The organism is Methylobacterium sp. NMS14P, assembly GCF_028583545.1.
GTDB lineage: Bacteria > Pseudomonadota > Alphaproteobacteria > Rhizobiales > Beijerinckiaceae > Methylobacterium.
The window spans coordinates 4,180,977-4,193,721 of record NZ_CP087106.1 but is presented as its reverse complement, the minus strand read 5'-3'; the positions used below and the strand labels follow the sequence as shown (position 1 = coordinate 4,193,721).

The window sequence follows — 12,745 nt, the reverse complement described above, 5'->3', positions numbered from 1 at the left end:
CCGCCCCGCGGGCCCCCAGGAGACTCTGCCGATGATCGGCCGCCGCATCCGCACAGCCGGCTCCGTGATCGCCGCCGGGCTGTGGCTCGCGACCGCCAACCCGGCCCACGCGCAGGTGGGCGCCTTCATCGACAGCCTGTTCGGCCACAAGGAGGAGCCCGCGCCGCAGCCGGAGGCCGCCCCGGCGGCGCCGGCGCCGGCCAAGAAGCCCGCGCCCAAGGCCAAGGAGGCGAGCAAGGAGGCGAAGCCCGGCAGCACCAAGCCCGGCAAGGGCGGCGACAAGGCCGCCGACAAGGCGGACCACAAGGCGCCCGAGCCGAAGGTCGCGGCGGTGGGCGCGCCGACCGCGATCGTCACCGGCGACTCGGCCGATCCCGCCACGCTGCTGGCGCAGGCCAACGCCTACTTCAACGGCATCAGCACCCTGACGGGCAACTTCGTGCAGATCGGCGCCGACGGGCGCCGGATCGGCGGCAAGCTGACGCTCGCCAAGCCCGGCCGCCTGCGCTTCGACTACGACCAGCCCTCTCCGCTGGAGGTGGTCGCCGACGGCACCTCGGTGGCGGTGCGCGACCGCAAGCTCAACACCCAGGACCTCTACTTCATCGCCCAGACGCCGCTGAAATTCCTCCTGCGCGAGAAGATCGACCTCGCCCGCGACCTCACCGTCACCGATGTGGCGAGCGATCCGGGCAGCGTCCGCATCAGCCTCGAGGACCGCGCCACCCTCGGCGGCACCTCGAAGATCCAGCTGTTCTTCGACGCCGAGATGAAGACCCTGTCGCAGTGGCGGATCACCGACCCGCAGGGCTACGTCACCACGGTGACGCTCTCGAACCTGCAGAAGGGCAAGAGCGTCGACGGCAGCGCGTTCTTCATCAATTACGGGCGCTCCGAGGACAAGGCGATGCAGCAGCAGATCCAGCAATCGCAGAAGTGACGGGGCGCCCCTCAGGGGGCGCCGAGCCCGGCCGCGCCGCCGGGCCGCCACCGGTTCAACTCCCGATCGATCGCGCCCTCCGTCCCGTGCAGGAACTCCGCGGTCGGCAGGCCGGGGGCCAGGGCGGCGAGGTAGCTCACCACCACCGTGCCGGACCGGGTCGCCGCGCCCCCGGGCCAGAACAGGCCGGAATTGAGCGCCACCGGCACCACCGGCAGGCCGAGCCGGCCGTAGAGCAGCTCGACGCCGCGCTTGAAGCGCAGCGGCTCGCCGATCGCGCCGCGGGTGCCCTCGGGGAAGATCAGGACCGACCGGCCCGCCGCGACCGCCTCCCGACCGCCGTCGATCATGGTGCGCAGGGCCTGGGTGCCCTTGGCCCGGTCGATGACGATCATCGGCGAGCGCCGGAGGAACCAGCCGACCACCGGGATCGCCAGCAGTTCCTGCTTCGCGACGATCGCCACGTCCGGCACCAGGACCAGGAAGGCCAGCGTCTCCCAGGTCGACTGGTGGTTGGCGACGATCAGGCAGGGCTCGTCCGGCAGGTGCTGGCGGCCCTCCTCGACGTAGCGCAGCCCGACGATGCGCCGCAGCCCGCCCAGGATCCCGCGCGCCCAGAGCCGCGTCGCCCGGCGGATCGGCCGCTGCGGCGATCCGGACAGGAGGAAGATCGCCAGCGGCGCGAGGAACAGCGTGGTCCAGGCGGCCCAGTAGACGGCGAACAGGAGCGAGCGGGCATGCGCCATGGCGGGCCTCGACGAGGGGCCCGGGACAGGGCAGGGCCCGGGCATAGCGCCTGCCGGTCGATCACGCACGGCCTTTCGCCCGGCGGGCGGTGAGCGGACTGTCGCGGGCCGCGAAATCGGCTATCGGAGCGCAACGCCGTCAGAACCCCCGCGTCGCCCGTGCAACTCACCGTCACCACCTGGAACATCAACTCGGTGCGCCTGCGCATCGACCTCGTTCTGCGCTTCCTCGCCGCGCACAAACCGGACGTGCTCTGCCTCCAGGAGACCAAGTGCCCGGACGACGCCTTCCCGCTGAAGGCCCTGCGCGGCTCGGGCTACGAGCACGTGATGTTCGCCGGCCAGAAGGGCTACAACGGCGTCGCGATCCTCTCCCGCTTCCCCCTGCACACCCGCGCCGTGATGCCCTTCTGCGAGCGCCAGGACGCCCGCCACATCTCGGCGGTGCTGGGGCCCGAGGCCGGGGCGGCCTCGGGCATCGTGCTGCACGATTTCTACGTCCCGGCCGGCGGCGACGTGCCGGACCGCGACCTCAACCCGAAATTCGCCCACAAGCTCGACTTCCTGTCCGAACTGCGCGCCTGGGGCGGCAAGCGCGTCTCCGGGCCGGCGATCCTCGTGGGCGACCTCAACGTCGCCCCCCTGGAGCACGACGTCTGGTCGCACAAGCAGCTCCTCGACGTGGTGAGCCACACGCCGGTGGAGACCGAGGCGCTGGAGGTTCTGCGCGGGGAGGCGGGCTGGATCGACGCGGCGCGCCACCTCACCCCGGAGCCGGAGAAGATCTACACGTGGTGGAGCTACCGCTCCCCCGACTGGGCGGCTGCCAACAAGGGGCGGCGCCTCGACCACGCCTGGGTGTCGCCGGATCTCGCCGGGACCGTCCGCAAGCTCGAGGTGCTGCGCGAGGCCCGCGCCTGGGAGCGCCCCTCCGATCACGCCCCGGTGACCCTCACGCTGGAGCTGTGACCGGGCGCGGAACTGCGGCGCGGTCCGAGCATTGCCCGCTCACGAACCCGTGACGTGAGCGAGCCCCGATGCGCAAGATCCTGATCGCTTTCTTCCTCCCCAAGGTCGTGTCCTACCTGCGCCGCCGCTACGGCGGCCCGCACGCCACCCGCAATCGCGCCTTCTGAGACGGCCCGGTCGCGGCCACCGCCTGTGACCCCCGGGCGCAGGCGGTGGCCGCGGCGACGGCCCTAGATGCTGCGGATCCCCCTCCGAGGAACCGCACCCGATGACCCAGGACCCGCGCGAGGCCGGCCCCCGGCCGCCATTCCCCGGCGACCAGCAGCAGCCCCGCCCCGGCCTCACCACGCGGATGACGCCGCGCCCCGACCACGGCGAGGAGAGCTACGTCGGCAAGGGCCTGCTCGCCGGCCAGGCGGCGCTGATCACCGGCGGCGATTCCGGCATCGGCCGGGCGGTAGCGATCGCCTACGCCCGCGAGGGCGCCGACGTGGCGATCTCCTATCTCGAGGTCGAGCAGGAGGATGCCGAGGACACGAAGGCCTGGGTCGAGAAGGCCGGCCGCCGCTGCCTGCTGCTCCCCGGCGACATCCGCGACGAGGCCCAGTGTTGGGATCTCGTGGCGCGCACCGTCGAGGCCTTCGGGCGCCTCGACATCCTCGTGAACAACGCCGCCGCGCAGGTGGTGAACGAGGGCCTCGACGATCTGGCGGTGCCCGACATCGAGGGCTCGTTCCGCGCCAACGTCTTCGCCATGTACTACCTCGCCCGGGCGGCGGTGCCGCACATGAAGCCGGGCGGGGCGATCGTGAACAGCACCAGCGTGCAGGCCAAGGTGGCCGATCCCAGCATGCTGATCTACGCCGCCACCAAAGGCGCGATCGCGAGCCTGACCATCGGCCTGTCGAACCTGCTGGCGCCGAAGGGCATCCGGGTGAACTGCGTCGCCCCCGGGCCCGTCTGGACGCCGATCCAACCCATCGTGAAGAGCCCGGATCAGATCGAGCAGCTCGGCGCGCAGACCCCGCTCGGCCGCGCCGGCCAGCCCGCGGAACTGGCGCCGGCCTACGTGCTGCTCGCCTCCCGCGAGGGCAGCTACATGTCCGGGGCGCTGGTGCCGGTCACCGGCGGCATCCCGATGCTCTGACGCGGGTACGGCGCCCTCGGGGGCGCCCCGCGGTGAGCGTCGCGCCCCCGGGTTGCGTCGCTCCGCGCGCGGGGACGCCACCCGAAGCCCCGAGGACACCGTCCGGCCGCCTCAGCCGGTGGCGTATTCCAGCTCCGGTGCGAGGACCGCGTCGCTGTCGGGGTGCACCGTGACGGGGATCGCCTTGGCGGCGGGCGTCTTGCTGCCGATCGCGTAGTGCCAGATCGGCATCAGGACGTTGCACTCGGGGTAGTAGCCGCCGATGCAGCCGATCGGGATGTCGTAGGCCACGACCAGCAGGCCCGAGAGCTCGCGGTCGACGCCGTCGTCGGCGACCGTCCGGAGCGTGACAGGCTGGCCGATCTTGAGGCCCCGCCGGTCGATGTCCGAGCGGTTCATCAGCACCACCTTCCGGGTGTTCTTGATGCCCCGGAAGCGGTCGTAGTAGCCGTAGACCGTGGTGTTGAACTGGTCGTTGCTGCGCAGCGTCATCAGGCGGAGGGCGTCGTGGCCGACATCGGGCATGTCGGCGTCCTCGTCGAGCCCGGTCGGGGTGACGAAGTTGGCCCGTCCCGATTCCGTATGCCACTCGCGCCGGTTCGCCGGCAGGTCGCGCTGGAAGCCGCCCGGCTCCCACATGCGCCGCTCGTAGTCCCAGAACGAGTCCGGCAGCGTCTCGCCGATCTCGCGGCGGATCTCGGCGAAATCCTCGCTGTACGCCGCCCAGCGCACCCGCGGGTTCGGGTCGAGGACGCGCTGCGCCAGCTCGCAGATCAGGCGGATCTCGCTGATCAGATGCGGCGAGGCCGGCCGGCGCAGGCCGCGATTGCCGTGCACGCAGGCCGCGGTGTCCTCCATGGAGAGCACCTGCTGGCCCTTGGAGGTCTCGACGATCTCCAGGCGACCGGTGACGGGGAGGATGTAGCTGATCGCGCCCGGCAGCAGCGCGGTCCGGTTGAGCTTGGTGATGACGTTAACGGTCAGGGGGATCCGGCGCCACGCCGGCTCCATCTGGCCGTGGTCGGGGATCGCGCGGGCGAAGTTGCCGCCGAGCATGACGAAGGCCTGCACCTCATCCTTCAGGATCGCCTCGCAGGCCTCGACGGTGTTGTAGCCCGGCTCGCGCGGCGGCGCGAAGTTGAACTGCTGCCCCAGCCTGTCGAGGTCGAACAGCTCGGGCTTCTCGGTGATCCCCATCGTGCGCTGGCCCTGCACGTTGGAATGGCCCCGGATCGGGCAGATCCCGGCGCCGGAGCGGCCGATATTGCCGCGCATCAGCAGCAGGTTCACCAGCATCTGGACGGTCTCGACCCCGGCCCGGTGCTGGGTCAGCCCCATGCCGTAGACGCCGATGGTCGCCTTCGCGTGGCCGTAGACGTGGGCGGTGGATTCCATGTCGGCCCGGTGCAGGCCGGAGCGGCGCTCCAGCTCGTCCCAGTCCTGGGCGCGCAGCCAGGTGGCGAAGGCGTCGAAGCCGTGGGTGTTGTCGCGGATGAAGGCCTCGTCGAGGACGGCGTCGCCGCCCCGGGCCCGGGCCGCGTCGTGCAGGGCGAGGACCGCCTTGCAGATGCCCGCGATGGCGGCGAGATCGCCCCCGGCCTTCACCTGATGGTACTGCGAGCTGATCCGCGTCGCCTTGCCGGTCAGCATCTCGGCGGGCGATTGCGGGTTCAGGAACCGCTCCAGGCCGCGCTCGCGCAGCGGGTTGTAGGTGATGATCGGGACGCCGCGCCGGCTCGCCTCCTGCAGCGGGTGCAGCATCCGCGGCGCGTTGCTGCCGGGATTCTGGCCGAAGAACATGATGCAGTCGGAATGGGCGAAGTCGTCGAGCGACACCGAGCCGACCGCCTGGCCGATGCTCGCCGGCAGCGCCACCGAGGTCGTCTCGTGGCACATGTTGGACGAGTCCGGCAGGTTGTTGTTGCCGTAGAGCCGGGCGAAGAGCTGGTAGAGGTAGCTCGCCTCGTTCGACAGGCGGCCCGAGCTGTAGAACACGGTGCCCTTCTGCCGGTCCGGGACGGCCCTGAGTTCGCGGGCGATCTCCTCGACGGCGTGGCCCCAGGAGACCGGCACGTACTTGTCGGTGGCCGGGTCGTAGCGCAGCGGATGGGTGAGGCGGCCGGTCTGCTCCAGATGGTAATCGTCCCAGTCCAGGAGCTCCGTGACCGTGTGGGCGGCGAAGAAGTCGGGCGTGCAGCGGTGGGCGGTGAGTTCCCAGGCCACGGCCTTCACGCCGTTCTCGCAATACTCGAAGGGCAGCGGGCTCGCGGGCTTCACCCAGGCGCAGCTGTTGCACTGGTAGCCGTCGACCTTGTTGTGCCGGCTGAGCGCGATCGGCCCGCTCGCCAGCACGCCCTCGCGCCGCAGGATGTTGCCGACCGACAGGGCGGACCCCCACCCGCCGGCGGGGAGGCGGTACGGCTTGAATTCGGGCTTGTCCAAGGTGCGATCTCCGGACCGTGCAGCCGGGAAACAGCGGCCACATCGCGACGTTCTCCGTTGAAACCGCGGGCGTGATGCTTTGTTCGCGAGATTATCTTGATCCTAACGGAGGTTAATGTGGCGGTCGGTCGAGACTATCTCTTGAGAAAGCCTTCGGGCCCGTCGGGCCCGAAGCTGTTCCTCGACACGCAGGTCGTGCCGCGCGCCGCCAATATCGCGGGAAGCCTGGAGGTGGCGCTCGACCGCGCGGCGGCGCGCACGGGCGTCCGGCCCGCGCTGATCCTGGCGGGCGCGACCGGCCTGATCGGCCTCGGTCTGGTCCGCCTGTTCACCCATCGGGGCGCCGCGAAGGGCCGGTTCGACCGGGCGTGAGCGGGAGCCGGGACGCCGATCATTGCCGGTCATCGCCGGGCGGATGTTCGGGCAGGCCCTCGACGGCGCGCGCGCGATCAATCAGACCTTAACGGCGGATCGGTTCTCAACGGCGGGACGGACCCGAACGCCGCGCCGCGCCATCCGGGCGCCGCCGATCCCGACGGAGACGATCATGAGCGACGCCCAGGCCCGGACCGCGCTGGTGACGGGGGCTGCCCGCGGCATCGGCCTCGCCACCGCGGCCCGCTTCCTCGCCGACGGCTGGAACGTCGCCCTCCTCGACATCGACGGTCCGGGCGTGACGGCGGCGACCGAGAGGCTCGGCCGTCCGGAGGCCACGCTCGCGGTGACGGCCGACGTCTCCGACCCGGAGGCGGTGGCGGCGGCGATCCGGCAGGTCGCCGACCGGTTCGGCCGCCTCGACGCCCTGGTCAACAATGCCGGCATCGCGATCTTCAAGCCGCTGACGGAGACCACCTTCGCCGACTGGTCCCGGGTGCTCGCGGTCAACCTGTCCGGCCCGTTCCTGTGCACGCAGGCGGCCGTCCCGCTCCTGTCCGAGCGCGGCGGGGCCGTCGTGAACATCACGTCGATCTCGGGCCTGCGCGCCTCGACGCTCCGGACCGCCTACGGCACCAGCAAGGCGGGCCTCGCGCAGCTCACCAAGCAGCAGGCCGCCGAGCTGGCGCAGTTCGGGATCCGCGTGAACGCCGTCGCCCCCGGCCCGGTCGACACCGCGATGGCCAAGGCGGTGCACAGCCCTGAGATCCGGGCGGACTACCACGACGCCGTCCCGCTCGGCCGCTACGGGCTGGAGACGGAGCTCGCGGAGGCGATCGTGTTCCTCTGCTCGGAGCGCGCCTCCTACATCACCGGTCAGCAGCTCGCCGTGGACGGCGGCTTCGAGTCCACGGGCATCGGTTTGAAGACGCTGCGCGGCGCGCGCAACATCTGAGGGCGCCGGCCCGATCCGCCGGATTCGGACAGGGTTCGTTAACCCTGCCGCCGTAGCCCGGACGCTTGGTCAGCAGGCGCGGGCACCATGCCGAGACTCGGCTCCATGATCGTCGACGGTCTAGCGTTCCTCTTCGTGGCGATCGCCCTCGCGGCGGTCGTCGCCGGCTACGAGCGGAACCTGCCGGATCCGTCCGCGTCACCCGCGCTGGTCGCCGCGGGCGCCCCCGCGTGGACCGACCCGGAGACGACGGGCTCGATCACGCCGGTGGCGGGCCCGGTCGCCCGCTGGGCGGACGCGCAGCCCCCGTTCGCGAGGCCCGAATCGGATCGCGCCGCCGGCGGGGCCTGGGTGAGCCCGCCCCGCCGCTGAGGCGACGGACCGTCGACGCGCCGGGTTCTCCGGAAAATCGGTCCGAGCGGCACGGGCGTGCTCCGGCCGCGATCACAACTGATCGTTAACTATGGTTGCCGAACCTTCCACCGCACAGCGAAGCGGAGAGGCATCCATGGCGCGCGACGGCAACCGACCCCACCCCAGCGCCCTCGCGCGGTACCCGGTTCCGATCGAGCTGATCTCGGCCCTGTTCCGCGCCGACGACGCGGAGCGCGACCGGCTGCTCGCGCCGATGCCGGCCTACGGCCGCGCCCGGATCGCCGCCTACTGCGCCGAGCACGCGCGGCTCGAGACGCTCGGCCTGAAGGTCGCGCGGTCCTGCGACGAGGCCACGCTCGTCAGGGCTGCGGGCGAAACGGTCGGCGCCGATCTGTTCGCGCGCTCGCGGGCGCCCGCACCGGCGCCGATCCAGCTCCAGGCCGCCTGAGCGGCCCGCCGCGTCCGGACCCGGCCGGCCGAGGCCGTCGGGTTGATGAATGCCCGGGCCCGTCCCGGTTCACAGGGGCCTGCGCATCCTCCTGTCATCGGCCCGGTGCGTCCGGGCCGCAGGTTCAGGAGATCGTGTCATGATGCGCTCCAAGGTGCTCGGCCTCGTCGCGGTGGCCGCGGCGGTTCTCGCGACCGCCACCGCGGTGAACGCGGCGCCGTTCGGCTACGGCCCGCCCGAGGCAGGCGTGGTGATCGAGCGCGTGGCCGGCGGCTGCGGTCCGGGCTTCCACCCGAATCCCTGGGGCCATTGCCGGCCCAACGATCGCGGCTGGGGCTGGGGCGGCCCGCGGGGACCCTACGGCGGCCGGCCCGGCTACGGCGGCTACGACCGCGGCTACGGGGGCCACGGCGGCTATGGCGGCTACGAGGGCCCGCGCCGGTTCTACGGCGGCTGGTGATCCGCGTGGGCGACTCGACATCGAGTCGCCACGTCCAGAACTCGGCCCGCCGCGCGCCTCCGGATCCGCGGCCGGCCGGTGCCGGCCCAGTGCTCGGCCGCCGATTTGTCCCCCCCCGGAACGGACAAACCCATATTCACGACGGCATAGAGCCGTATTAATGTCTTTCGGGACGCAACATAGTGTCCCGGAGATTCTTCGTCATGAGTCGCAATGTATTTGCATCCCTGATGATCGCCGGCCTGGCGGCCGCCGCCTCGCCGGCCGCGGCGCTCTCCGCGAAGGACTGCTCGGTCAAGTACCAGGCCGCCAAGCAGGCGGGCACGCTCAACGGCCAGAAGTGGAACGACTTCCGCAAGGCCGAGTGCGGTGCGGCGGCCGACAACGCCCCGACGACCGCGCCGAACCCGGTCTCGCCGACCGCGGCGACGACAGCGCCGGCCGCACCGCCGGCCGCGGCCCCGCGCGTCGGGACGACGTCCGCCGCCGCGGCGTCGGCCACGTTCCCCCGCGCCGTCGACCCGAAATACGCCACGGAATCGGCCGGCAAGGCCCGGATGCACACCTGCCTCGACAGCTACAACGCCGCGAAGGCCGCCGGCACGCTGGGCGGCATGAAGTGGATCGAGAAGGGCGGTGGCTACTACTCGGCCTGCAACCGGCAGCTCAAGGGCTGAGCGGCGGCGATCCGGGCGCGGCGGATCTGGATCCCGGGCACCGCCGCGCGGTCCCGGGATGATGCGCTGAAACGGCTGCGCCGACCCGGCCCGGAGGTCCGCCTCACCCGAGCCGGGAGGCCCGCTCAGGCGAGGGCGCAACCCCCGGATCGGACACGATCCTAGAACGGGATGTCGTCGTCGAGATCGTAACCGCCGCGGCTGCCACCGCCACCGCCACCGCCACCCGAGGAGGCCGGGGCCGGGCGCCGCTCGCCGCCTTGGGCGCGACCGCCGCCGAAATCGCCGCCGCGATCACCGCCTCGGCCACCGCCGAAATCGCCGCCGCGGCTGACCTGGCCGCCGCCCTCATCCTCGCCGGCGAAGTCGCCGCCGCCGCCGCCACGCCCGTCGAGGATCGTCATCTCGCCGCGGAAGCGCTGGAGCACAACCTCGGTCGTGTACTTCTCGACGCCGGAATTGTCGGTCCACTTCCGGGTCTGGAGCTGGCCCTCGATGTAGACCTTCGAGCCCTTGCGCAGGTACTGCTCGGCCACCCGGGCGAGGTTGTCGTTGTAGATCACGACCGAGTGCCACTCGGTCTTCTCCTTGCGCTCGCCGCTCGCCTTGTCCTTCCACGACTCCGACGTGGCGAGCCGCAGGTTGCAGACGGGGTCGCCCGAACCGAGGCGGCGCATCTCGGGATCGCGCCCGAGATTGCCCACCAGAATCACCTTGTTGACGCTGCCCGCCATCGCTCTCTCCTAGTCGTACGGATCTCACAGGGCACCAGCCCGGCGGCGCGCGAACCATGCGCCCGGGCCTCCGGAGCGGCAACCGGTGGAGCGGGCTTGTGCCCGCTTTCCGCAGCGCCGACGGATCTGTTTGTTCTATATCCGTTCCGTTCCGGCAGCAAGGCGCTGTCAGGACACGCGGACGACGAGCTTGCCGAAATTCCGGCCTTTCAACAGGCCGATGAACGCCTCCGGGGCGTTCTCCAGCCCCTCGACCACGTCCTCGCGGTAGCGGACGCGCCCGTCCTGGATCCAGCCGGCGACCTCCTTGCGGAACGTGTCCGCCTGCTCGGCGAAGTCCCAGACGATGAAGCCCTGGATATGCAGCCGGTTGGTCAGGACCGCGCGCATCAGGCCGGGCAGGCGGTCCGGGCCGGGGGGCACCTCGGTGGCGTTGTAGGCGGAGACGAGGCCGCAGACCGGGATCCGCGCGAACGGGTTGAGCAGCGGCAGCACGGCCGCGAAGACCGCGCCGCCGACATTCTCGAAGTACACGTCGATGCCCTTCGGGCAGGCGGCGGCCAGCGCACCCGGCAGGTCAGTCCCGCGGTGGTCGATGGCGGCGTCGAAGCCGAGCTCCTCGGTGAGGTAGCGGCACTTCTCGGGGCCGCCCGCGATCCCGACGGCGCGGGCGCCGTGGATCTTGGCGATCTGGCCGACCAGGGAGCCGACGGGGCCGGCGGCGGCGGCCACCACGACGGTCTCGCCGAATTTCGGCCGGCCGATATTGAGGAGGCCGGTATAGGCGGTCATGCCCGGCATCCCGAGCACCCCCAGCGCCGTCGAGGGCGGCGCGGCGGGGTCGACCTTGCGCGACCCCTTGGCGTCGGTGACGAAGTACTCCTGCCAGCCCGCGAAGGCCGTCAGCAGGTCGCCCACGGCGTGATCGGGATGGTTGGAGGCGACCACCTCGCCCACCGTCTCGGCGGTGATCGGCGCGCCGATCTCGACGGGCGTCGCGTAGGATTTCGCGTCACTCATCCGGCCGCGCATGTAGGGGTCCAGCGACAGCCAGCGCGTGCGCAGGAGGACCTGGCCGGGTCCGGGCTGCGGCACCGGCACCTCTTCCAGGCGGAAATTCTCGGGCCGCGGCTCGCCGTGCGGGCGCGAGGCCAGGACGATGCGGCGGTTCATGGCGGTGGTCATGGCGGACTCCCGGAAACTGGCTCCCGCCCCGATCTGGGGCGCCGGGCCCGGGAGGCAAAGGCGCCGCCGTGATCGCGCGGGCGAGTCGCGCGTTGTCCCGGCTCGGGAGCGCGGAGCGGCGGCATGCGGGAGACGGCACTGGGACTCGGGCTGGCGGCCGTGGCGACGATGGCGTCATCGGCGACGGGGGCCGCCCTGGCCGGCCCCCTCGACGGCTATCGCGACCGGGCGCGGGTGCTGGTCCTGTCGGCGCCCGAGGCCAGGGACGCGCAGCTCCGGGCGCAGCGGGCGGCGCTGGCCTCGGTCCGCACCGGCGTCGCCGAGCGCGACCTCGTGGTTTTGGAAGCGGTCGGTTCCGGGGCCGAGGCGCGGGCCCTGCGCGAGCGCCTCGGCCTCCCCGCCGACAGCTTCCGCGCGGTCCTGATCGGGAAGGACGGCGGCGCCAAGATCAACGAAGCGACGCCGATCGCACCGCAGAGGCTGTTCGCCACGATCGACGCGATGCCGATGCGCCGGACCGAGATGCGCGAGCGCCGCTAGGGCTTCGGCCAGGGCCCGAACGCCTGTGCACGGCAGGGCCGCGGACACCATCGGTTAAGCCTACCGGCCTATCACCGAAACGTGTCGACGGCCGTGTACCGGCCGTCCGTTGAGGCCCGCCAGGACGCTCGGACGAGACGCTCGAATCGATGACCCGACAACAAGTCGCCACCGCCATCCGCCGCCTCGTCGACCTCCAGGTCGAGGATATCGAGCGCGCGGTTCGCGACGGCCACAAGACCATCGCGCTGAACGAGCTGGCGGATCTGAACCGCCAGCTCAAGGCCTTCGCGGCCGCCCTCAGGAAGGCGCCGGCCCGGATCTGAGCCGGGCTCTCGCGCTACCAGCGCGGTCCGCCCCAGCGACGGGGCGGGATGTCCTCCGGGGGCGGAGGCGGCGGCGGCCCGCGGTCGACGACCGGCTCGTCGCAGACCCGCACCCGCCGCAGCACCGGCTCCCCGTCGGGACCGAAGCGCCGCCGCACGAATTCCCGGCACGCCTCCGGGGCCGCGTCGGGGGGCGCCGCCGTGAAGCGGGGCCCTCGGACCTCGGGTTCGGGCCGCGGTCCCGGAGGAGGCGGGGGCGGTGGCCGGCGCTCCGGCTCGTCCTCCTGAGCGGGACCGCCGTAGTCGTGCGACGGCGGGTAGCGGCCGTCGAAATCGGCGGCCAGGGCCGGACCGGCGGCGAGGAGCAGGGCGCAGAAGCCGGTTCGGACGAGGAGACGACGAGCGGGCACGGTGGCCTCGGCGTGA

The 12,745-nt window shown here is 72.1% G+C and carries 16 protein-coding genes; 11 read left to right on the top strand and 5 right to left on the bottom strand.

Features of this window, described 5'->3' with window-relative positions; all coding sequences use genetic code 11:
• Positions 1-31 precede the first annotated feature (31 nt).
• Entirely contained in the window at positions 32-940 is a 909-nt protein-coding gene (locus LOK46_RS19870; RefSeq protein ID WP_273560051.1) for a LolA family protein, read from the top strand.
• Positions 941-951: 11 nt separating this feature from the next.
• Here LOK46_RS19870 and LOK46_RS19865 read toward each other — a convergent pair whose 3' ends face one another.
• Positions 952-1,686, bottom strand: a complete 735-nt coding sequence (locus LOK46_RS19865) for a lysophospholipid acyltransferase family protein (RefSeq protein WP_273560049.1) — start codon at positions 1,684-1,686, stop codon at positions 952-954.
• Positions 1,687-1,845: 159 nt separating this feature from the next.
• Here LOK46_RS19865 and xth point away from each other — a divergent pair, with 159 nt between their 5' ends.
• Positions 1,846-2,655 (top strand): exodeoxyribonuclease III, encoded by an 810-nt coding sequence (gene xth / locus LOK46_RS19860; RefSeq protein WP_273560047.1) that lies wholly within the window; start codon positions 1,846-1,848, stop codon positions 2,653-2,655.
• Positions 2,656-2,923: 268 nt separating this feature from the next.
• Positions 2,924-3,802 (top strand): SDR family oxidoreductase, encoded by an 879-nt coding sequence (locus LOK46_RS19855; protein ID WP_273560045.1) that lies wholly within the window; start codon positions 2,924-2,926, stop codon positions 3,800-3,802.
• A gap of 111 nt (positions 3,803-3,913) precedes the next feature.
• Here the strand turns inward: LOK46_RS19855 and LOK46_RS19850 are convergent, their stop codons facing one another.
• Positions 3,914-6,244 carry an FdhF/YdeP family oxidoreductase gene (locus tag LOK46_RS19850; RefSeq protein WP_273560043.1) on the bottom strand — a complete coding sequence of 777 codons (2,331 nt, stop codon included), beginning with the start codon at positions 6,242-6,244 and terminating at the stop codon, positions 3,914-3,916.
• A gap of 141 nt (positions 6,245-6,385) precedes the next feature.
• Between LOK46_RS19850 and LOK46_RS19845 the strand changes: the two genes are divergently transcribed.
• From LOK46_RS19845 to LOK46_RS19820, 6 genes are all read left to right on the top strand, one after another.
• Positions 6,386-6,616: a hypothetical protein gene (locus tag LOK46_RS19845; protein ID WP_273560041.1), complete on the top strand. Its 231-nt coding sequence runs from the start codon at positions 6,386-6,388 to the stop codon at positions 6,614-6,616.
• A gap of 175 nt (positions 6,617-6,791) precedes the next feature.
• On the top strand, positions 6,792-7,574 hold the full coding sequence (locus LOK46_RS19840; RefSeq protein ID WP_273560040.1) for an SDR family NAD(P)-dependent oxidoreductase: 783 nt from the start codon (positions 6,792-6,794) through the stop codon (positions 7,572-7,574).
• 105 nt (positions 7,575-7,679) lie between these two features.
• The gene (locus LOK46_RS19835) at positions 7,680-7,946 is read left to right on the top strand and encodes a hypothetical protein (protein WP_273560038.1); all 267 of its coding nucleotides are present in this window, start codon (positions 7,680-7,682) and stop codon (positions 7,944-7,946) included.
• A 136-nt stretch (positions 7,947-8,082) separates the two neighbouring features.
• Positions 8,083-8,397, top strand: a complete 315-nt coding sequence (locus LOK46_RS19830) for a hypothetical protein (protein WP_273560036.1) — start codon at positions 8,083-8,085, stop codon at positions 8,395-8,397.
• Between the two features lie 139 nt (positions 8,398-8,536).
• Positions 8,537-8,857: a GCG_CRPN prefix-to-repeats domain-containing protein gene (locus tag LOK46_RS19825; RefSeq protein WP_273560034.1), complete on the top strand. Its 321-nt coding sequence runs from the start codon at positions 8,537-8,539 to the stop codon at positions 8,855-8,857.
• A 203-nt stretch (positions 8,858-9,060) separates the two neighbouring features.
• Positions 9,061-9,534 (top strand): hypothetical protein, encoded by a 474-nt coding sequence (locus LOK46_RS19820; RefSeq protein WP_273560032.1) that lies wholly within the window; start codon positions 9,061-9,063, stop codon positions 9,532-9,534.
• Between the two features lie 161 nt (positions 9,535-9,695).
• Here the strand turns inward: LOK46_RS19820 and ssb are convergent, their stop codons facing one another.
• Both ssb and LOK46_RS19810 read right to left on the bottom strand, forming a co-directional pair.
• Complete coding sequence (gene ssb / locus LOK46_RS19815; RefSeq protein WP_273560030.1) at positions 9,696-10,268, bottom strand: single-stranded DNA-binding protein; 573 nt, start codon at positions 10,266-10,268, stop codon at positions 9,696-9,698.
• A 168-nt stretch (positions 10,269-10,436) separates the two neighbouring features.
• Positions 10,437-11,453, bottom strand: coding sequence for an NADP-dependent oxidoreductase (locus tag LOK46_RS19810; RefSeq protein ID WP_273560027.1), 1,017 nt, complete (start codon positions 11,451-11,453; stop codon positions 10,437-10,439).
• A gap of 123 nt (positions 11,454-11,576) precedes the next feature.
• On the opposite strand from LOK46_RS19810, the gene LOK46_RS19805 reads away from it, so the two are divergent.
• Complete coding sequence (locus tag LOK46_RS19805) at positions 11,577-11,993, top strand: DUF4174 domain-containing protein (protein WP_273560025.1); 417 nt, start codon at positions 11,577-11,579, stop codon at positions 11,991-11,993.
• A gap of 149 nt (positions 11,994-12,142) precedes the next feature.
• Entirely contained in the window at positions 12,143-12,319 is a 177-nt protein-coding gene (locus LOK46_RS19800; RefSeq protein WP_012320668.1) for a hypothetical protein, read from the top strand.
• Between the two features lie 14 nt (positions 12,320-12,333).
• On the opposite strand, the gene LOK46_RS19795 is transcribed toward LOK46_RS19800, so the two are convergent.
• The gene (locus LOK46_RS19795) at positions 12,334-12,729 is read right to left on the bottom strand and encodes a hypothetical protein (RefSeq protein ID WP_273560023.1); all 396 of its coding nucleotides are present in this window, start codon (positions 12,727-12,729) and stop codon (positions 12,334-12,336) included.
• Between the last annotated feature and the right edge of the window lie 16 nt (positions 12,730-12,745).